The 18,732-nt window shown below is 71.2% G+C and carries 20 protein-coding genes and 1 pseudogene; 11 read left to right on the forward strand and 10 right to left on the reverse strand.

Annotated elements, in window-relative coordinates:
• Positions 1-37: 37 nt before the first annotated feature.
• Positions 38-1,003, reverse strand: a complete 966-nt coding sequence (locus BLW82_RS10225; protein ID WP_093498490.1) for an ABC transporter substrate-binding protein — start codon at positions 1,001-1,003, stop codon at positions 38-40.
• A gap of 355 nt (positions 1,004-1,358) precedes the next feature.
• Between BLW82_RS10225 and BLW82_RS10230 the strand changes: the two genes are divergently transcribed.
• From BLW82_RS10230 to BLW82_RS10245, 4 genes are read left to right on the forward strand one after another with little or no spacing between them, the layout of a single operon-like run.
• On the forward strand, positions 1,359-3,872 hold the full coding sequence (locus BLW82_RS10230) for an ATP-binding protein (RefSeq protein ID WP_093498491.1): 2,514 nt from the start codon (positions 1,359-1,361) through the stop codon (positions 3,870-3,872).
• The gene (locus BLW82_RS10235) at positions 3,869-4,345 is read left to right on the forward strand and encodes a roadblock/LC7 domain-containing protein (protein ID WP_093498492.1); all 477 of its coding nucleotides are present in this window, start codon (positions 3,869-3,871) and stop codon (positions 4,343-4,345) included. The genes BLW82_RS10230 and BLW82_RS10235 overlap by 4 nt, the downstream gene beginning before the upstream one ends.
• Positions 4,346-4,397: 52 nt before the next feature.
• A complete protein-coding gene (locus BLW82_RS10240) occupies positions 4,398-4,808 on the forward strand; it encodes a DUF742 domain-containing protein (RefSeq protein ID WP_093498493.1) in 411 nt (136 codons plus the stop codon).
• The gene (locus BLW82_RS10245) at positions 4,795-5,391 is read left to right on the forward strand and encodes a GTP-binding protein (protein ID WP_093498494.1); all 597 of its coding nucleotides are present in this window, start codon (positions 4,795-4,797) and stop codon (positions 5,389-5,391) included. The genes BLW82_RS10240 and BLW82_RS10245 overlap by 14 nt, the downstream gene beginning before the upstream one ends.
• A gap of 90 nt (positions 5,392-5,481) precedes the next feature.
• Here the strand turns inward: BLW82_RS10245 and BLW82_RS10250 are convergent, their stop codons facing one another.
• Genes BLW82_RS10250 through BLW82_RS10260 form a run of 3 tightly spaced genes read right to left on the reverse strand, consistent with a single transcriptional unit; the run spans position 5,482 to position 7,924 of the window.
• Entirely contained in the window at positions 5,482-6,150 is a 669-nt protein-coding gene (locus BLW82_RS10250; protein ID WP_093498495.1) for an ABC transporter permease, read from the reverse strand.
• Positions 6,147-6,797: an ABC transporter permease gene (locus BLW82_RS10255; RefSeq protein ID WP_093498496.1), complete on the reverse strand. Its 651-nt coding sequence runs from the start codon at positions 6,795-6,797 to the stop codon at positions 6,147-6,149. Before BLW82_RS10255 ends, BLW82_RS10250 begins: the two co-directional genes overlap by 4 nt.
• Positions 6,794-7,924: an ABC transporter ATP-binding protein gene (locus BLW82_RS10260; RefSeq protein WP_177232905.1), complete on the reverse strand. Its 1,131-nt coding sequence runs from the start codon at positions 7,922-7,924 to the stop codon at positions 6,794-6,796. The genes BLW82_RS10255 and BLW82_RS10260 overlap by 4 nt, the downstream gene beginning before the upstream one ends.
• Positions 7,925-8,314: 390 nt before the next feature.
• On the opposite strand from BLW82_RS10260, the gene BLW82_RS10265 reads away from it, so the two are divergent.
• Together BLW82_RS10265 and BLW82_RS10270 are read left to right on the forward strand one after the other, a co-directional pair.
• Positions 8,315-8,647, forward strand: a complete 333-nt coding sequence (locus BLW82_RS10265; protein ID WP_093498497.1) for an ArsR/SmtB family transcription factor — start codon at positions 8,315-8,317, stop codon at positions 8,645-8,647.
• A gap of 47 nt (positions 8,648-8,694) precedes the next feature.
• On the forward strand, positions 8,695-9,393 hold the full coding sequence (locus tag BLW82_RS10270; RefSeq protein ID WP_093498498.1) for an NAD(P)H-dependent oxidoreductase: 699 nt from the start codon (positions 8,695-8,697) through the stop codon (positions 9,391-9,393).
• A gap of 14 nt (positions 9,394-9,407) precedes the next feature.
• Here BLW82_RS10270 and BLW82_RS10275 read toward each other — a convergent pair whose 3' ends face one another.
• The gene (locus BLW82_RS10275) at positions 9,408-9,905 is read right to left on the reverse strand and encodes an FMN-binding protein (protein ID WP_093498499.1); all 498 of its coding nucleotides are present in this window, start codon (positions 9,903-9,905) and stop codon (positions 9,408-9,410) included.
• Between the two features lie 10 nt (positions 9,906-9,915).
• Positions 9,916-10,098, reverse strand: a pseudogene (locus BLW82_RS10280) (oxidoreductase); the annotation flags it as partial.
• 204 nt (positions 10,099-10,302) lie between these two features.
• On the opposite strand from BLW82_RS10280, the gene BLW82_RS10285 reads away from it, so the two are divergent.
• Positions 10,303-10,995, forward strand: coding sequence for a response regulator transcription factor (locus BLW82_RS10285; RefSeq protein WP_093498500.1), 693 nt, complete (start codon positions 10,303-10,305; stop codon positions 10,993-10,995).
• Positions 10,992-12,503, forward strand: a complete 1,512-nt coding sequence (locus BLW82_RS10290; protein WP_093498501.1) for a sensor histidine kinase — start codon at positions 10,992-10,994, stop codon at positions 12,501-12,503. Before BLW82_RS10285 ends, BLW82_RS10290 begins: the two co-directional genes overlap by 4 nt.
• 217 nt (positions 12,504-12,720) lie before the next feature.
• On the opposite strand, the gene msrB is transcribed toward BLW82_RS10290, so the two are convergent.
• The 4 genes from msrB to BLW82_RS10310 form a co-directional block, all read right to left on the reverse strand.
• Positions 12,721-13,128, reverse strand: a complete 408-nt coding sequence (msrB, locus tag BLW82_RS10295) for a peptide-methionine (R)-S-oxide reductase MsrB (protein ID WP_093498502.1) — start codon at positions 13,126-13,128, stop codon at positions 12,721-12,723.
• Positions 13,129-13,141: 13 nt separating this feature from the next.
• The gene (murC, locus tag BLW82_RS10300; protein ID WP_093498503.1) at positions 13,142-14,530 is read right to left on the reverse strand and encodes a UDP-N-acetylmuramate--L-alanine ligase; all 1,389 of its coding nucleotides are present in this window, start codon (positions 14,528-14,530) and stop codon (positions 13,142-13,144) included.
• Positions 14,531-14,731: 201 nt separating this feature from the next.
• Complete coding sequence (locus tag BLW82_RS10305; RefSeq protein WP_093498504.1) at positions 14,732-15,205, reverse strand: indole-3-glycerol phosphate synthase; 474 nt, start codon at positions 15,203-15,205, stop codon at positions 14,732-14,734.
• 152 nt (positions 15,206-15,357) lie between these two features.
• Positions 15,358-16,176 (reverse strand): pyrimidine reductase family protein, encoded by an 819-nt coding sequence (locus tag BLW82_RS10310; protein WP_093498505.1) that lies wholly within the window; start codon positions 16,174-16,176, stop codon positions 15,358-15,360.
• A 163-nt stretch (positions 16,177-16,339) separates the two neighbouring features.
• Here BLW82_RS10310 and zapE point away from each other — a divergent pair, with 163 nt between their 5' ends.
• The 3 genes from zapE to BLW82_RS10325 all read left to right on the forward strand — a co-directional run bounded on the left by zapE (position 16,340) and on the right by BLW82_RS10325 (position 18,729).
• Complete coding sequence (gene zapE, locus BLW82_RS10315; RefSeq protein WP_093498506.1) at positions 16,340-17,446, forward strand: cell division protein ZapE; 1,107 nt, start codon at positions 16,340-16,342, stop codon at positions 17,444-17,446.
• A 232-nt stretch (positions 17,447-17,678) separates the two neighbouring features.
• Positions 17,679-18,050 carry a hypothetical protein gene (locus BLW82_RS10320; protein ID WP_256215744.1) on the forward strand — a complete coding sequence of 124 codons (372 nt, stop codon included), beginning with the start codon at positions 17,679-17,681 and terminating at the stop codon, positions 18,048-18,050.
• Positions 18,051-18,150: 100 nt separating this feature from the next.
• Entirely contained in the window at positions 18,151-18,729 is a 579-nt protein-coding gene (locus tag BLW82_RS10325; RefSeq protein WP_093498508.1) for a carbonic anhydrase, read from the forward strand.
• Positions 18,730-18,732 lie beyond the last annotated feature (3 nt).

Here is an 18,732-nt window from a genome sequence, read left to right on the forward strand (position 1 = left end):
GAGGGTCCAGGGACGATCCGTGGCAGGTCGGGCACGGTCAGCTGCTGAGGCCGACCTTCTTCAGCCAGGCCTGGGCGACGTCCAGCGGGTCCTTGTTGCCCGACTGCACCTGGGTGTCCAGGTCCAGCAGGGTCGCCGTGTCCAGCTTGGCGGAGACGGCGTTGAGGGCGTCGGTGGCCGTCTGGTTCAGGGCGCTCTTGTATACGAGGGGCTGGACGTTCTCGAAGCCGAAGAGGTTCTTCGGGTCCTGGAGGACGACGAACTTCTCCTTGGTGATGGTCGGGTCCGTGCTGAAGATGTCGCCGGCCTGCACCGCGTTCTTCTTCAGAGCGGCCTGGGTGAGCGCGCCGCCCGCGTCGAGCGCCTTGAAGGACTTGAACTCCAGGCCGTAGACGGACTTCAGGCCGACCAGGCCCTGCTGACGGGTCTGGAACTCCGGCGAGGCGCCGATGACCAGGTCCTTGGCGATGGTCTTGAGGTCGGCTATGGAGGACTTCTCGGTGAGGTTGTACTTGGCGGCGGTGGCCGCGTTGAGCGTCACCGTGTCCTTGTCCTGCGCGGCCGCCGGGTTCAGCAGCGTCAGCTTGGAGTCCAGCTTGGCCTCGATGGCCGAGGTGGTCTCCTCGATGGTCTTCGGGGCCGCCTTCGGGTCGAGGTAGGCGAGCAGGGCGCCGTTGTACTCGGGCAGGACCGATATCGACCCGTTCTTGAGCAGTCCGTAGGTCGTCTCACGACTGCCGATGTTCGGCTTGTAGGTGACCTTCACGCCCTTGGCCTTGAGCGCTTCGCCGTAGATGTCGGCGATCAGGTTGCTTTCGGCGAAGTTGTTGGCGCCGACGACCACGGTGTCCCCGCTCGCCTTGCTGTCCGACAGCGGGTCGGACTTGCTGTCGCTGGAGGAGGAGGAACAGCCCGCCAGCAGGGCCGTCGTCGCGGCGAGCGCGACGGCCGCCACGCCTCGGTATGTCCGGATTGACCTGCTGGGAAGGGTGTTGGAAGTCACGGTTGCCGTTCCGGGAGCTGTGGGAAGGGTGGGGGTGTTGCGAACCACGCGGGAGCTGTTGCGCCACGGGCTGTTGCGAACCACTCCCGACGATCCAATCCAGCCGGTTCTCGGTGAGTCAAGTGCCTCCGGGTTACCGATTGGCTTCGATCCGTGGCCAGTTGTGGACGGAGAGCGGTCTCTTTGTAACGGATTCTTGATAAAGAGCAAGCGGAATCGAGCTTCAAGAACGCTGTAGTCTCACGGCAGTTGATATCGGTCACAGCGGTGCACGGGGCCCGCTACTCGGTGTCGTTCAGCAACAGCTCGGGGTGAAGACGCCCCCCAGACCAGACACCCTCATGAAGGAGGCCCGGTGTCCACGAACCAGGTGGACGCGCCCGTCCGGCCCGCCCAGGCGCGGGGCGGGATACGGGGTTTCGCCGACCGTTGGCCCTTCCGGCGCAAGCTCAACCTGCTGGTCGGTGTCCCGCTCGCCGTCATCGCCGTACTGCTGGCCTACGTCTTCACCGACCTGCTGGGGCAGTCCACCAGCGCGGAGGACGTCGCGCAGACGGTCCGGGACAGCGCGCAGGTGGCACGCCTCGTGGACAGCGTCGAAGCGGAGCACCAGCAGGCGATCCTGCTCTCCGCGCGCTACGAATCCGGCTACTCCACCCCCTCGGCGGCCGCCTACCGCGCGGCCCAGAAGACGGTGGACTCCCAGGTCGCGGAGGTACGCGACACCTTCGGCGACCGGCTGCCGGACAGCGAGGCGGCCGCCCTGCGGCAGATCGAGGGGCTGTCCAGCCTCCGCGACTCCGTCGAGCAGTCCTACCTCCCCGCCGACAACATCGACCCGGCCTACACCAACGCGTCCAACGACCTGATCGACGGCCTCGGCCTGGACCGCAACGCCAACCTCGCCGACACCTTCACCGGCAACCTGCTGGACTCGCTGCTGCGCGCGGACGCCGCCCACGGCGCCTTCGAGACGAACGTGCTCGCGGCGACGACCGGTGACACCAACGCCCTGATCGAGTTCACCAACGCGGTCGGCGCCTACGACCTGTACCAGCACCAGGCCGAACGGTTCAGCCGGTTCGCCACCGAGGGCCAGGCGCGGCAGCTGGCCGACGTCGAGCACACCAAGGCCCAGAGCACCATCGCCGAGTCCTTCGCCGAGCTGCAGATCGACCCGACCAAGCTGCAGTCCGGCAACCAGGACCAGATCCGGCAGGCAGTCAAGGACGCGCTCACCGACTACCCGGCCTATCTCCAGCAGGCCACCGCCCGGCTGACCATCACCACCTCGCTCATCGGCCAGATCGCCGACCGGGCCGACGCCGCCGACCGCGCCGCCGAACTGCGGGCCGTGCTGCTGCTGAGCGGCGCGCTGCTCGGCTTCGTCCTCTGGATCACCCTCGCGGCGCTGGTCCGCCGCTCGGTGATCCGCCCGGTGCAGGCCCTGACCGGGGTCGCGCACGAGGTCGCCGAGGTGGCGGGGCGCGAACTCGCCCGCGTCGCCGACGACGACGCCGAGGACTCCGGCCCGCCCCGGCTGCGGGACATGCCGGTCACCGCGCGCGACGAGATCGGCGACCTGGCCGAGGCGTTCAACCAGGTGCAGACCACCGCCGCGGCCCTGCTCGAACGCCAGGTGCTCAGCCGCCGCAACACCGCCGAGATGTTCGGCAACGTCGGCCGCCGCGTCAGCAACCTGACCACCCGCCAGCTCGCCTTCATCGACGCGGTGGAGCGGGCCGAGACCGACCCGGCCCTCCTCGAACGCCTCTACTCCATCGACCACATCGCCGTCCGCCTGCGCCGCAACGCCGACAGCCTGATGCTGCTGGCCGGCATTCGCGAGACCGTGCTGGCCGCGGGGCCGACCCCGGTGTCCAACGTGGTCCGGGCCGCGCTCGGCCAGATCGAGGGCTACCAGCGGGTACGGCTGTACGCCGGCACGGAGGCCATGATCGAGCCGGACATCATCGGCGACCTCACGCTGATGGTGGCCGAACTCCTGGAGAACGCGGTGTCGTTCTCGCCGGCCGGCAGCCCCGTCGAGGTGACCGTCCGCTCCAGCGAGGCGGGCGCACACATCGTTGTCACCGATCATGGCCTCGGCATGAGCGCCGAGCGGCTGGCCGAGGAGAACCAGCGCCTGATCCGCCGTGAACGCCTCGACCTGGTGCCGACCAAGGTGCTCGGTCTGTTCGTGGTGGGTGCGCTGGCCCGGCGCTGGGAGATCGGCGTCGAGCTGACCCGGACCCCGGGCGGCGGTGTGACCGCCGAAGTGACGTTGCCCACCCGCCTGTTGCTGACGATGAGCGCGGTGGCGAACACCTCCGGCACCCCGTTCACCACGGAGCCGACCGGCGCCGGCGGTCCTGCCGTACCGGTGGCGCCGGCGATACCGGCGGCGCCCACGGCAGCGGCCGAACCGACCGGCCCGACCCCCGCCGTCGCGGTGCCCTCCTGGGCCGAGCAGGAGAGCCCGCTCCCCCGCCGGCTGCCGCGCCGCGAGTCCGCACCCGAGCCCGAGCCGCCGCAGCCCCCGCTGATCCCGGCCGCACGCTCCGGCGAACCCCCCGCCGGCGCGGACGCAGACGCCGTCCCCGACTCCGCAGACGGGCCCCGCCCGCTGCGCCGCCGGGTACGCGGCGCGACCCTGCGCACCACCGTCGGCGCCGCCCAGACCCTCGCCCAGACGCCGCGCACCCGCGACGCCGAGGCCGAACGGGACGCCCTGGACGAGTTCGAGGCGGCGGTGGAACGCGCCCGGCGCGAGGGCGACACCGGGAGTTACGAACGGCCCGCACCGCGCACCGACCCCCTGCACCCCCCGCAGGACCAGAACCACCTTCCGGAAGGAGCCGAGCAGTGAGCACGTCGACAGGTGACACCCCGACGGGCGGCGTCACGCCGACCGACCTGCAGGCGGCCGCAGCCGACTTCACCTGGCTGCTGAACCGCTTCGCCACCGAGACCGCCGGCGTGGTCGACGCGATCGCCGTGTCCTCCGACGGTCTGCTGATCGCGGTCTCGGAACTGCGTGAGCGCGCCCACTCCGAGCGACTGGCCGCGATCGTCTCCGGCATCACCAGCCTGGCCGCCGGCGCGTCCGGCAACTACGGCCTGGGCGGCCTCAACAAGGTCATCATCGACCTGGAGGGCGGCCATGTCATCGTCTCCGCGATCGGCAGCGGCGCCGTGCTCGGCGTGGTCGCCGACAAGGAGGCCAAGCTCGGCAACATCGCCTACGAGATGACGCTGTTCGCCAACCGCGCGGGTACGGCGCTCAGTCCGCAGCTCGTCCTGGAACTGAAGAACAGCGTCGGCGTCCCACAGACGCGCTGACCGGCATCGCCGGTCGGCACAGCCGAGAAGGCCGAGAGAGGAAGACACAGCCATGGCGGACCCGCCTCCGGGCCCGGACCCGGTCGGCCCCGCCCCGGCCGTACGGCCGTTCCTGGTCACCGCCGGCCGGGTGGCGGACAGCGCCTCCGGACCGGCGATGCCCGTCGAGACCCAGGTGGTGGCCACCGCCGCCGGACTCACCGCCCTGGACCGGCTCTCCTTCGAGCAGCACGACATCATCGCCGCGTGCCGGATTCCGCAGTCGCTCGCGGAACTGGCGGCCCGGCTGCGGCTGCACCTGAACGTGGTCCGGGTGCTGGCCGAAGACCTGCGCGAGGCCGGGCAGCTGACGGTGCACGTGCCCGACTTCGAGGCCACCCACGACTCGTCCGTCCTGCGCAGGGTTATCGATGGCCTGCGGGCCATCCCCGACTCCCGAGGGGTACTCCGTGACACCGACTGACTCGCTGACCCGTGGCACCGGGCGTACGGCCGTCCGGCCGCCGCTGCCGGTGAAGATGGTCATCGCGGGCGGTTTCGGCGTGGGCAAGACCACCGCCGTCGGCTCGATCTCGGAGATCGAGCCACTGACCACCGAGGCCTCGATCACCGAGGTCGCGGCGGGTGTGGACGACCTCTCGCTCACCCCGCGCAAGACGACCACGACCGTGGCGATGGACTTCGGCTGCATCACCATCGACCCGACACTGAAGCTGTACCTGTTCGGCACGCCCGGGCAGGAACGGTTCGGCTTCATGTGGGACGACATCGTGGAAGGCGCGCTCGGCGGGCTCGTCATCGTTGACACGCGTCGCCTCGACGACTGCTATGCGGCGGTCGACTACTTCGAGCACAAGGGGATTCCGTTCGCCGTCGCGATCAACGCGTTCGACGGACGCGTCGAGCACACGCTGGACGAGGTGCGGTGGGCGCTGGATGTCGCCGACGGTACGCCGCTGGTCGTCTTCGACGCGCGGGAACGGGGTTCTGTGCGGGATGCGCTGCTCGTTGTGCTGGAACTGGCGCTGGCGCGCAGTGGGGAGTAGTGCGGTGGGTGGGGAGCTGCGGGCCGTGTGTGCCTGAGCGCGCAGTTCCCCACCCGACCTCCGGCCGGGGGTACCCCCCAGCGCCCTGAGTCAGTTGCCCTGGCGTACTCCGGGCGAGACCGTCAGCCGCTGCAGCGCCCAGAAGATGCCCAGCGTCGCCAGGGCCATCGCCGCCACCAGGGTGGCGCCGCCCACGACCTTCTCGTAGTTCTTCTGGTAGAGGCCGTCGATGATGTAGCGGCCGAGGCCGCCGAGGCTGACGTAGGCCGCGATGGTCGCCGTCGAGACGATCTGGATCGCCGCCGAGCGCAGGCCGCTGAGGATCAGCGGAAGGGCGACCGGGAGTTCGACCTGGAAGAGGACGCGTGACTCCGGCATGCCCATGCCGCGAGCCGCGTCCACCGGGGACGGGTCGACCGAGCGCATCGCCTCGTACGTCGTGACCAGGATCGGCGGCACCGCGAGGATCACCAGCGGGATCATCACCGGCAGCATGCCGAAGCCGAGCCAGATGAACATCAGGACCAGCAGACCGAAGCTGGGCAGTGCCCGGCCGGCGGTGGCGATCAGGGCGAGGGTGTTGCCGCCGCGCCCGTAGTGGCCGGTGACCAGACCGATGGGCAGGCCGATGACGGCCGCGTAGGCCAGCGCCTCCAGGGAGTACTGGACGTGCTCCCAGAGCCGGGTGGGGATGCCGTCGTAGCCGTGCCAGTGACTGCTGTCGCTGAAGAAGGCGTGGATGAAGTTGAGGACGTTCACCGGGCGCTCTCCTTCGGCATCCAGGGCGTCAGCACACGGCGTACGAGGACGAGGACGGCGTCGGCCAGGATGGCCAGCACGGCGGTGGTCACGACCGAGTTCACCGCCAGTTCGGGGCGGTGGTAGATGTTCGCGTCGTTGAGCAGGTTGCCGAGCGCGCCCTGGTTGCCGATCAGCATGCCGACGCTGACCAGGGAGATGCTGGACACGGTGGCCACCCGCAGGCCCGCGATGATGGCGGGGACGGCGATCGGCAGCTGCACCTGGAAGTACCGGCGTACCGGGCCGAGGCCCATCGCGGTGGCGGCGGCCAGGGTCTCGGCCGGGACCGAGCGGACGCCGTCCACGATGGCCGGGACCAGGACCACCAGGCTGTACACGGCGAGCGGGATCATCACCGTCGTCTCGGTCTGGCCCGTGTAGTCGATGAGGACGACGAAGAAGGCCAGCGAGGGGATGGCGTACAGGATCGTGGTCACGCCCAGCACCGGCGGGTACAGCCAGCGGAAGCGCACGCAGAGCTGGGCGACGGGGAGCGAGACCAGGAGGCCGGCCAGCACGGGGATCAGGGCCTCGCGCAGGTGCAGGCCGATCAGGCCGAAGTAGGTGTTCTGAAGGTCGCTCGGGATGTCGAAGAAGCCGCTCATCCCCCGACCTTCGCGTCGTCGCGGCCCTCGGCGTGGGCGGTGCGGATCGCGGCGCCGATGACCTGCTGGGAGACGACGCCGACCGCGCGTCCCTCGCCGTCCACGGCCACGGCCCAGCCGGTCGGCGAGAGCACGGAACCGTCCAGGGCGGCGCGCAGCGAGTCGCGGCCGGGAACGAAAGGGCGTCCGTACGGGACGAGTTGCTCTGCGCGGATCGAGCCGGCGGAGAGGGTCCGCGGCTCGCCCCAGCCGAGCGGCCTGCCGTCCAGGTCCGTGACGAGGAGATAGGGCGCGCCGGCCGTGGCGCGGGCGCCGAGCCGGGCGGCGTCGGCGTCGATCGCGACGATCGGGGCGGTCTGCAGTTCCAGGTCCGCGGACGGGAAGAAGGAGAGCCGCCGGATGCCCCGGTCGGCGCCGAGGAAGTCCTCGACGAAGGCGTCCGCGGGGTCGGTGAGCAGTTCGGCCGGCGGAGCGTACTGGGCGAGATGGCCGCCGGTGCGCATCACGGCGACCATCGTGCCGAGCTTGATCGCCTCGTCGATGTCATGGGTGACGAAGACGATGGTCTTGCCCAACTCGTCCTGGATACGCAGGAGTTCGTCCTGGAGACCCTTGCGGACCACGGGGTCGACGGCGGAGAACGGCTCGTCCATCAGCAGCACCGGCGGGTCGGCGGCGAGCGCCCGGGCCACGCCGACGCGCTGCTGCTGGCCGCCGGAGAGCTGGTACGGGTACCGCTTGGCGAGCGCCGAGTCCAGACCCACCCGCTCCATCAGCTCGGCCGCCTGCGCCCGCGCCTTCTGCTTGGTCCAGCCGAGCAGCCGGGGCACGGTGGCGATGTTGTCGATGATGGTGCGGTGCTGGAAGAGACCGGCGTTCTGGATGACGTAACCCATGGACCGGCGCAGGGTGTTGACCGGCTGCGCGTGGATGTCGGCGCCGTCCAGGAGGATGCGGCCCTCGGTGGGCTCCACCATCCGGTTGATCATCCGCAGGGTCGTCGTCTTGCCGCAGCCCGAGGGGCCGACGAAGACGGTGATCGAACGGTCCGGTATCTCCAGGGAGAGCCGGTCGACGGCGACCGTACCGTCCGGGTACCGCTTGGTGACTGAATCTATCCGTATCAAAACGCCGAATACCCTTCGGGTTTGCCAGAAAGTGCCCAGATATCGACCACGGTCGCCGTGGCGCAGGCTGTTCTGCCAGAGTCTAAACCGGAAGTGTTTCAGCGCTTTGGCAGCTGACTGATCCTCTTCAGTTTGTGACCTGCCCGTCGTCCGCCGTGCGCCACCTGCGGGTTGCCTGATTTCCATTCCTCGCCCGGTGAAGCCCCAGGACCGCCCCAACGGCGGTCAGGCACCGACTCCGAGGTCGCGACCCGGGTGAAGAAGCACGGCACTGCCGTGAGCGCGTACAGCGGTCCGTGCCGACTGGACGCGTCCCACATGGGCCGACCCGCTCCCCCTTCGCATCGAGATATCGTGGTGTGTCGGAGTGATCGACGGGAACGGTGGCACATGGCAGCGACGGCGGAACTGGACCCGAACGGCCTGATCGAGGTGTTCAAGGCCCTCGGCAACCCGGCCCGGCTGCAGATCATGCAGTGGCTGAAGGATCCCGACACGCACTTCGCCGCGTACGAGCCGATCGCGGACCGCCGGTCGGTCGGCGTGTGCGTCATGCACATCCAGGCCAAGTCCGGGCTCTCCCAGTCGACGGTCTCCAGCTACATGAGCACCCTCGAACGGGCCGGGCTCGTACACCCCACGAGGGTGGGCAAGTTCACCCACTACCGACGTGCCGAGGAGCGGCTGGCGCGGCTGGCGGAGACGATCGGCACCGCTCTCTGACCCCCAACTCCCATTGACGCATCGCAATATGTCGATATGATCTCCTCATGTCGACCTCCGCTGCCGCCGATGCCGCCGATGCCGCGCCCGCCGCACTGATCGTGCACGCTCACCCCGAGCCCCGCTCGTTCAACACCGCCCAGATGACCACCGCCGCCCGGGTCCTGCGCGAGGCCGGATACCGCGTCGACGTCCTCGACCTCTACGCCGAGGGCTGGGCCCCGGTCCTCGGCCGCGAGGAATTCGCACCGGTGGACGGCCCGTTCAAGCCGCAGGCCGAGCAGATGCGGGCCGTCGCGGCGGGGACGCTCGACGCGGCCGTCCGCGACCATCTCGACCGGCTGCTCGCCGCCGACCTGCTCGTGCTGTCGTTCCCGCTGTGGTGGTCCTCGCTGCCCGCCGTCCTCAAGGGATGGATCGACCGGGTCTTCGTGATGGGCGAGGTCTTCGGCGGGGAGCACGGGCTCTTCGACCAGGGGGCCCTCGCCGGAAAGCGCGCGGTCCTGCTGGTCACGACCGGCGGTTCCGGCGAGGCGTTCCGGCCCGGCGGCACCTACGGCGCGCTGGACGACTTCCTGTTCCACATCCGCCGCGGAATGCTGGAGTTCGTCGGCTTCCAGGTCCTCGATCCGGTGGTCACCCACGCGCCGGCCCGCATGACCGACCAGGAGCGGACGGCGGCGCTGGACGCGGCCGCGGAGTCCGTCGCACGCCTGGCGAAGGAGCACCCCTCCCCCGTCCGCTGAGCCGCCGGGACGCGTCAGGCGGCCGCCGGCCGCTCCCCCGCGACCGGGAAGCCCGCCGTGCGCAGCACCTGCCGCCCCGCGTCCACCGCGAACACCTCACAGCCGGGATGCGCGGCCGCCCATACCACGCCCTCGGCACCCATCGCGAAGGCGGCCGTGGCCACGGCATCCGCCCCGGACACGGTGTCCACGTCCGCGCTCTGTGCCTTCAGTGTCTCCGACACCAGCACCGGCACGGCGGCCGCCGTCTGCGGATGGTTCGGCTGCCGGAGCATCGTGACCGCGGAGATCCTGTCCCCGGAGAAGGTCACCCGGACCTGCACCGGGCCCTTGTCCGTGGTGACGGTGGTGCCCTTGACCACCGTCCCCGAAGAGGCGGCGGCCGAGGAACTCGGTGCGGGCTCGGCGGCGGACGTGCCGGCGGTGGTCGTACCGCCGGTCGACGGCTCGTAGCGCCAGACGGGGACCAGGCCCGCGATGCTCAGGACGACGACGGGTATGGCTCGCTGCACGGTGTCTCTCTCATCCCGCCAGGCTGAAACGCTCGAAGTGGATCTGCGGCTTGGGCACGCCCAGGTCACCCAGGGTGCGCAGGACCGCGTTCATCATCGGGGGCGGCCCGCACAGGAAGACGTCCCGGTCGGCGATGTCCGGCACGAGCCGGGCCAGTTCGCGCGGGGCCAGCCGGTCGGGGACGGGCGGGCCGGGCCACCACCCTGGGGCGTAGGGGGCGCAGGGGGTGCTGGGACGGTCGTCACGGGTGGGCCGCTCCTTGGTCGGGTCCTGGGAGTCGAGCTTCACCCGTGGCCGCTGTCGTTTTCCTGTCGGACGACTTTCAACTGGTTATCGATGTGTTTTCGGTGAGGGCACGGGTCTGGCGGCCACGGCCGCGTGCCGCAGTATGAGCGGGTGGAAAAAGTACGACTCCTCGTCGTGGACGACGACCCGCCGATCGCCGACCTGGTCGCGACGGTCGCGCGGTACGAGGGCTGGGACGCGGTCACCGCGTACTCCGGTGAGGACGCGCTGGCGCGGGCCGCCGAGTTCCGGCCGGACATCGTCGTGCTCGACCTGATGCTGCCCGACCTCGACGGCTTCGGTGTGCTCGACCGGCTGCGGCACTCCGGGACGATGGTGCCGGTGGTGTTCCTCACGGCCCGCGACGGGGTGGCCGACCGGGTCGCGGGGCTGACCCGGGGCGGGGACGACTACCTGGTCAAGCCGTTCGCGGTGGAGGAGTTGATGGCCCGGCTGCGCACGGTCCTGCGGCGCAGCGCCGGTCCCGGCTTCCAGCGCTCGGTACTGCGGGTCGCCGACCTGACGATGGACGAGGACACCCGCGAGGTGCGTCGCGGCGACCGGCTGCTCTCCCTGACGCCGACCGAGTTCGAGGTGCTGCGCTACCTGCTGCGCAAATCGCCGGCCGTGCTCACCAAGGCGCAGATCCTCGACCACGTGTGGGAATACGGCTTCGGCGGCCGTTCGAACGTGGTGGAGCTCGTGGTCAGCCGGCTGCGCCGGAAGATGGACGAGGACGGCGAACCGCTGATCCACACCGTGCGCGGCTTCGGGTACGTCATACGGCAGCAGGCCGCGGAGTGATCGCCCGGCTGCGGCGCTCGTACCGGGCGATGCGGCTGGGCACCCGGCTGGCGCTGGGGCTCGGGGCGCTGGCGCTGGTGGTGTTCGCGGTCGTCGGCACGTCGCTGACGATGTACATGCGGGACTACCTCTCGGCCCAGCTGGACGACCAGCTGGGGCTGGCTCAGGTCGCCCAGTCCAAGAGCATCGCGCAGAACGGCACGCTCCAGGGCAAGAAGTACTACCACTGGTACTACGCCGTGTACGACGTCTCGGACGGCACCCCGGTGCTGCGCGAGCCCGAGGAGAGCGGCGACCTGCCCGCGGACATCGCCCCGCTCACCTCGGTGGCGAAGGCACAGATCGCCGCAGGCACCGAGGTGCTGCGCACCGAGGACCTGACCGGCGAGGGCCAGTACCGGCTGCGCGGCTGCGCGGTGGAGCCGGGGGTGGTGCTGGTCAGCGGGGCGCCGACGAACAGCATCGACGCGACGGTACGGCAGCTGGTGACGGTCCAGGTGGTGGCCTTCGGGCTGGCGCTGCTGGCGCTGGTGGTGTTCGGCCGCCGACTGCTGCGGCACGGTCTCGAACCGCTGAGCGACATGGCGCACACGGCCCACGGCATCGCCTCGCACAACCTGACGGAGTCGGCGGCCCGGCTGCCGCTACGGGCGGCGAAGCGGGGCGGCGGCCCCGAGGTCGAGGAACTGCGCACCGCCTTCAACACGATGCTGGAGCACATCGACCACTCGCTCGCCGTGCGCGCCGAGGCCGAGCAACGGCTGCGCCGGTTCGTCGCGGACGCCTCGCACGAGCTGCGCACCCCCCTGATGTCGGTACGCGGCTACGCCGACCTCTTCCAGTACGCCGCCGCCAACGAGCCCGAGGAACGCGAGCGGCACCTGGCCCGGCTGCGCGCGGAGGCGGCCCGGATGGGCATCCTCCTCGACGACCTGCTGCTGCTCGCCCGGCTCGACGCGGCCGAGGTGGAGACCCCGTTGCGGCTGGAGCGGGCAGACCTGACGGAACTGGTCCGGGAGGCGGCCGACGCCTTCCGCGCCGCCCACGCCGACCACCCGCTGACGGTGACCGCCGGCCCGGACCCGGTGCCGGTCCGCCTCGATCCGGTCCGGATCCGCCAGGTGCTGGACAACCTCCTCACCAACGCGGCCGTCCACACGCCCACCGGCACCCCGGTCTCCGTCGCGGTCACGGTCACCGCGGACTCGGCGTCAGTGAGCGTCGCCGATCACGGCCCCGGCGTCCCGGCCGGCGACCGCGCCCGGGTCTTCGACCGCTTCTACCGCGTCGACAAGGCCCGCAGCCGGGACCGCGGCGGCAGCGGGCTCGGCCTGTCGGTGGCCCGGGCGCTGGTGGAGGCGCACGGCGGGACCATCGGCCTGGCCGACGGCGCCACGGGCACCACGGTGTTCACCCTGACGCTGCCGAGGAAGCAGGCGGGTTCGGCGGCGCCCCGCAGGGGCGCGGCGAACTCCGCGACCAGCCACGACGGCGCCGCGGACGACTGACCGCACATCGCGGCTCTTCCAGCGGGGCGCTCCACCCCCCGCCTCCTCCGCCGAGCTGGACCGCCCTGCCGCGGCTGCGTACGTCGGCGGACGCGGGCCCCCTTCGGCCCTGGAACCACCGCGCGGCACCCGGCACCCTCACGGAATCTCAATCCGCGCCGGTCCGGGGACCAGCCGCCCGGCCCACGGGCCCGTCCGAAGACGGGCCCGGCCGGACTCAGCTCTCGTCGGCGGTCAGCCGCAGCGAGATCGAGTTGATGCAGTAGCGCTGGTCGGTCGGGGTGGCGTACCCCTCACCCTCGAACACGTGCCCGAGGTGCGAGCCGCAGCGCGCGCAGCGCACCTCGGTGCGCACCATCCCGTGGGTGCGGTCCTCGATCAGCTCGACCGCGTCGGTGTCCTTCGGGTCGTAGAAGCTCGGCCACCCGCAGTGGGACTCGAACTTCGTGTCGGAGGTGAACAGTTCGGCACCGCAGGCGCGACAGGAGTACACGCCCTTGGTCTTGGTGTCGGTGTACTCACCCCTGAAGGCCGGCTCGGTCGCCGCCTGACGCAGCACGGCGTACTCGGCCGGCGACAGCTCCGCCCGCCACTGCTCGTCCGGCTTCTCGACGTCGTACGACATGACTCTCAGCCCCTCACTTCGCCAGGCGTTCCAGGATCCTCGGGCCCAGGTCCGTCACGTCTCCCGCGCCCATGGTGAGAACCAGATCACCGGGCTTCGTCATTCCCGCAACGACGGCGGGGACCTCGTCCTTGTCGTGCACGGCCGTGACCTCGGCACCGGCCGCCCGCGCCGCCTCGACGATCAGCTCGCTGGTGACGCCGGGGATCGGGTCCTCACGGGCCGGGTAGATGTCGAGGACGACCGAGGCGTCCGCGAGGGCCAGCGCGTCGCCCATCTCCTTGCCCAGCTCCTGGGTGCGGGAGAAGAGGTGCGGCTGGAAGACGACCAGGATCCGGGCGTCCCCGCCCGCGGCGCGCATGGCCTCCAGGTCGGCGGTCATCTCGGTCGGGTGGTGGGCGTAGGAGTCGATCACCTGGACGCCGGCCGCCTCGCCCTTGAGCTGGAGGCGCCGCTTCACACCCGTGTACGCGGCCAGGGCGGGCGCGAGCTCGGCGGCGGGGACCCCCAGGGCCACGCCCGCGGCCAGCGCGGCGACCGCGTTGTGCGCGTAGTGCCGGCCGGGCACGGAGACCGTGAACGTCAGCTCGGTCCCGTCCAGCAGGACCGTGACCTCGCTCTTCAGGCCCTGCGGTACGACGGACAGCACCCGGACGTCGGCGTCCGCGGCCTCGCCGTACGTCACCGTCCGGACCTTCCCCGCCACCCGCCGGGTCAGCTCCCGCGCACCCTCGTGGTCGGCGTTGACCACCAGCGTGCCGCCGGGCACGATCCGGCCGGCGAAGGTCTCGAAGGACTCGTAGATCTCGTCCATCGAGGCGTAGTTGGCGTGGTGGTCGAGCTCCACGTTGAGGACGATGGCGACCTCGGGCGCGTACTTGTGGAAGCTGCGGTCGGATTCGTCCGCCTCGGCGACGAAGATCTCGCCCTCGCCGTGCAGGGCGTTGGAGCCGGGCGCGTCGAGGTCGCCGCCGATGGCGTACGAGGGGCCGCGGCCCAGCGCGGTCAGGGACACCGCGAGCATCGACGTGGTGGTGGTCTTGCCGTGCGTGCCGGCGACCGCGATCGGCCGCAGGCCGTCCATCAGCGCGGCGAGGGCGTCGGAGCGGTGCACCACCGGGACGCCCAGCTCGGCCGCGCGGGCCAGCTCGGGGTTGTCCTTCCGGATCGCCGACGACACGACGACACAGCTGGCGTCGTCGGCGAGGTGCCCGGCCGCGTGCCCGATGTGCACGGTGACGCCGACCGCCCGCAGCGCCCCGGCGGTCTCCGACTCCCTGGCGTCGCTCCCGGCCACCTCGGCCCCGCGCTGCGCGAGGATCTTGGCGATCCCCGACATCCCGGCGCCGCCGATCCCGATGAAGTGCGGACGCTCCATGGCGGAAGGAAGGCCGGGTGCCATGTGTTTCTCCCAGAGACGGTGACGTGCGAAAGCGTGCCTAGCCTATGTGCTCGGACACCGGGCGCCCTGCAAGGGGCGCGAGCATCAGCGCCCGGCCAGGGGCGCTGGGGGCACCCCCGGCCGGAGGCTGGGGGAGGAACCGCGCGACCAGCCCCCGCGCACCCACCCGCCGACGCACCGCACCCCACACTCCTGCGGCGCCTACACCTTGCTGTGCGAGAACAGCTTCAGCACCGGTACCCCCACCTTGTGCCGCGCCCGCGACGCCCAGTCGCGGTGGAAGAACTCCTCCACGTAGTGCGGATCGGTCAGCACGATCACCTCGTCCGCGCCCACCTCTTCCACCAGCTTGCGCAGCGCGTCCAGCGGGTGGTCCTCGACCATCCGCCCCTCCGCCGTGCTGCCCGCCGCCCGCAGAGCCGTCAGGGACACGTCCAGCGCCTGCTCCGCGGGGCCCTTCGCCGCATCCCCCTCCGGCGTCTCGCGCTCGCGCGTCGCCTCGTCGAGTTCGCCGAGTGCGATGTCGTCGATGGCCCGCAGCAGGCGGTCCGCCTGGTCGCCACGCGGCTGGAGCAGTACGTGGAAGGCGACCTGCTCGTCCCCGTGCAAGGTGGTGACGAAATCCACGTCGGCGGACGTCAGGGCCTTCTCGATCATCAGAACGCTTGTGAACACCAGGCGCCTCTTCTCCCTAGAGGGCCGCACGACCCTCTGTCCTCCGTGGGGCCGGCACCCCTGCGGAAACCATCCTGCCCCGTGATCGCACGGGTACTGCCGGATTCAGTTTGCCCGCCGGAAGCTAAGCGGAACGGTACATTCCGCTGATTTCAGGACCGGCGGTAGCGACCGAACAGGAATCCGGCCTCTTCCAGGAGGGACACTAGTTCGAAGCGTCGCGGTACGGCGACACCGGGTCCCCCGGCGATCCGCTGCGCGTCGCCCGCCGTGAGCATCGGGGAGACGGTCAGGCACAGCTCGTCGAGGACGCCGGCGGCGACGAACTGCCCGAGCAGCCGGGGTCCGCCCTCGGTGAGCAGCCGGGTGTGGCCGAGGCCGGCCAGGGCACGGACCGCGCGGGCGGGGTCGACGCCGACCCCGTCACCGGCGACCACCACGCGGGCGCCGGCCTTCTCGGCGGCGGCGACGCGGTCGGGGGCGGCGGCCGCGCCGGTGAGGATCAGCGTGGGCACGAGGGGTGAGGTGAACAGCGGGAGCGAGTAGTCGAGGTCGAGGCTCGCGGTGACGACGGCGACCGCGGCGACCACGCCCTGGCCGGCCGCGGCCCGGGCACCCGCGAACTCCGCCCGCTGGCGTACCGGCCGGTACCCCTCCTGCCGTACCGTTTCCGCGCCCACGACGACGACGTCCGCGAGCCCGCGCAGGGTGCCGAAGATCCGCATGTCGGCCGCGCCGGAGATGGGCTGCGACCGGCCGTCGTGCTGCCCGGCCCCGTCGAGCGTGGACACCATGTTGGCGCGCAGCCACGCCTCCCGCCCGGCGGACTCGGGGTAGGCATAGGCGAGGGCCAGCTCGGCGAGGCTCCACTCCCGGTCGACGGGACCGCGACCCTCGGCCCCCTCCCGTTCGGCCGGACCGCCAAAGGCCCGCGCAGCTGTTTGTTCGGTCACAGGGAACAGGCGTCGCATGTCGTGCAGTCTGGCACGGCAGCCGGACAGGTCGGACGAAGTCAGCTGCGGTCAGGCAGCGCACCCGAGGGGCGTGGGGACCCGCGCGACCAGCCACGACGAGGCCGCGGCGGACCGGTGGCCTATCGCGGCACTTCCGGCCGAGCGCTTAGCATGGGTAACCGTGTCGTCTTCTCCCGCCGCATCCGAGGTCAGCCCCATAGCCGACGCGGCCCCGCTGTCCCTGTGCGCCCGTTCGCCGCACGTTCCCGCGGACCGGCTGGTCGCCGAGATGGTGCCGCCGCCCCGCTTCGACTCGGTCCGCTTCGCCACCTACCTCCCGGACCCGAACCAGCCGAGCCAGACCGAGGCCGTGCGGGTCCTGGAAGGGTTCGCCGGCGGTCTCGGCGGGGCGCACGCGGTGGCCGGGGGCAGGCGCGGCCTCTTCGGCTTCGGGAAGGCGAAGGCGCCCAAGGCACCGGCCGGGCCCCGCGGCGTCTACCTCGACGGCGGGTACGGCGTCGGCAAGACCCACCTGCTCGCCTCCCTCTGGCACGCCACGCCCGCCGAGCCCGCCCTGAAGGCGTTCGGCACCTTCGTGGAGCTGACCAACCTGGTCGGCGCCCTCGGCTTCCAGCAGACCGTGCAGACCCTCTCCGGCCACCGCCTGCTGTGCATCGACGAGTTCGAGCTGGACGACCCCGGCGACACGGTCCTGGTGTCGACGCTGCTCGGGCGTCTGGTGGAGGCGGGTGTCGCGCTCGCCGCCACCTCCAACACCCTGCCGGGCAAGCTCGGCGAGGGCCGGTTCGCCGCCGCCGACTTCCTGCGCGAGATCCAGGGGCTGTCGGCCCACTTCCGCACCCTGCGCATCGACGGCGAGGACTACCGCCACCGCGGCCTGCCCGAGGCACCGGCGCCGTACTCCGACGAACAGGTGACGAAGGCGGCCCACGCCACCCCGGGCGCCTCGCTCGACGACTTCCGGCACCTCCTGGATCACCTGGCCAAGGTGCACCCGAGCCGGTACGGCGCGCTCACCGACGGGCTGACCGCGGTCTGCCTGACGGACGTGCAGCCGGTGCCCGACCAGTCGACCGCGCTGCGTCTGGTGGTCCTCGCGGACCGGCTCTACGACCGCGAGGTCCCGGTCCTGGCCTCAGGACTGCCCTTCGACCGGCTGTTCAGCGAGGAGATGCTGAACGGCGGCTACCGGAAGAAGTACTTCCGCGCCATATCCCGGCTCACCGCCCTGGCCAGGGACGCCAAGGGGCTCGTGGCCACCGACTAGGCGCCCGTGATCGCGTCGTTATTCGATCGGACTCGCCGGGTCAAGAGCCCGATCAGGCCACGCCACCGGCACTTTTCACGCTCTCTTCGGCTCGCAACACCGAGTTAACCCTGCAAACAACTTTGCAGGGTTAACGTGTTTCTTGACCAACCGTTGACTTGTGCTTGGTGCACACGAGAGGCGTGAACTGCCGCGAGGGAGGCTCATGTTCCGAGGTAAGACTGCCCGGACCGTGCTTTCGCTCCTGGCCGCCGCCCTGCTCGCCGTCCAGTTCTTCGCGCCTGTGGAAACCTTCGCAGCCGCGCACACCCTCAGTCATGTCGAGGCCAAAGCCCAGCGCGGGCCGCAGTCCTCGGCGAAGGCCGTCCGCGCCGGTTCGCACATCCTCCGCGACCTCCACGGACACTGCGGCGAGCCGCCCGGCTCGCCGCGGAGCGCCGACCGCCATCGCAGCGCCACCGCCGGCTGGGCGGACGACCGTCCGCCCAGCACACGGCACACCGAGGCCATACGCACCCCGGTGCCCGCCACGGCCGGGCACCACAGCACGTCGAGAGCGTCCAGAGCCCACTCACCGGCCGCACTTCAGGTCTTCCGCTGCTGACGGAACGGGCTCTGCCCGGGGCTCCTCACGCCCTCTCCCCCCACAAACGTCGTGCAAGCCCGACGCGCCGCTGTAGCGCGCCAGGAGGAATCCACACACCATGCAGCCCCTCATCGACAACGCCCGTACGTTCGGACAACGCCCTGAGGAGTTCGCCAGGCTCGCCGAAGGCCAGTCCCCGCAGGTGCTCTTCATCACCTGCTCCGATTCCCGGGTCGTCCCGGCCCTGATCACCGGCGCCCGCCCGGGCGAGCTCTTCGAGCTGCGCACCGCGGGCAACATCGTCCCGCCGTACGCCTCGACCACCCCCACCAGCGAGGCGGCCACCATCGAGTACGCCGTGGAGGTGCTCGGCGTCCGCGACATCGTCGTCTGCGGGCACTCGCACTGCGGTGCCGTCGGCGCGCTGGTGCGCGGCGACGACCTGACCGCCGTACCCGCCGTACGGGACTGGCTGGCCAGCGCCGGACCGCGGCCGAGCGGGGCGGCCGAGGACCCGGCCGTCGCGGAAGGCGTGCAGAACCACGTGCTCGCCCAGCTGCTGCGGCTGCGCTCGTACCCCTGCATCGACAGGAAGCTGCCCGCGGGCGAACTGACCCTGCGCGGCTGGTACTACGAGGTCCACACCGGTGCCGTGCGCGAACACCGCGCCGGCACCGACACCTTCGAGGCCCTGTGAGCG

It is taken from the genome of Streptomyces sp. Ag109_O5-10, assembly GCF_900105755.1.
Classification (GTDB): domain Bacteria; phylum Actinomycetota; class Actinomycetes; order Streptomycetales; family Streptomycetaceae; genus Streptomyces.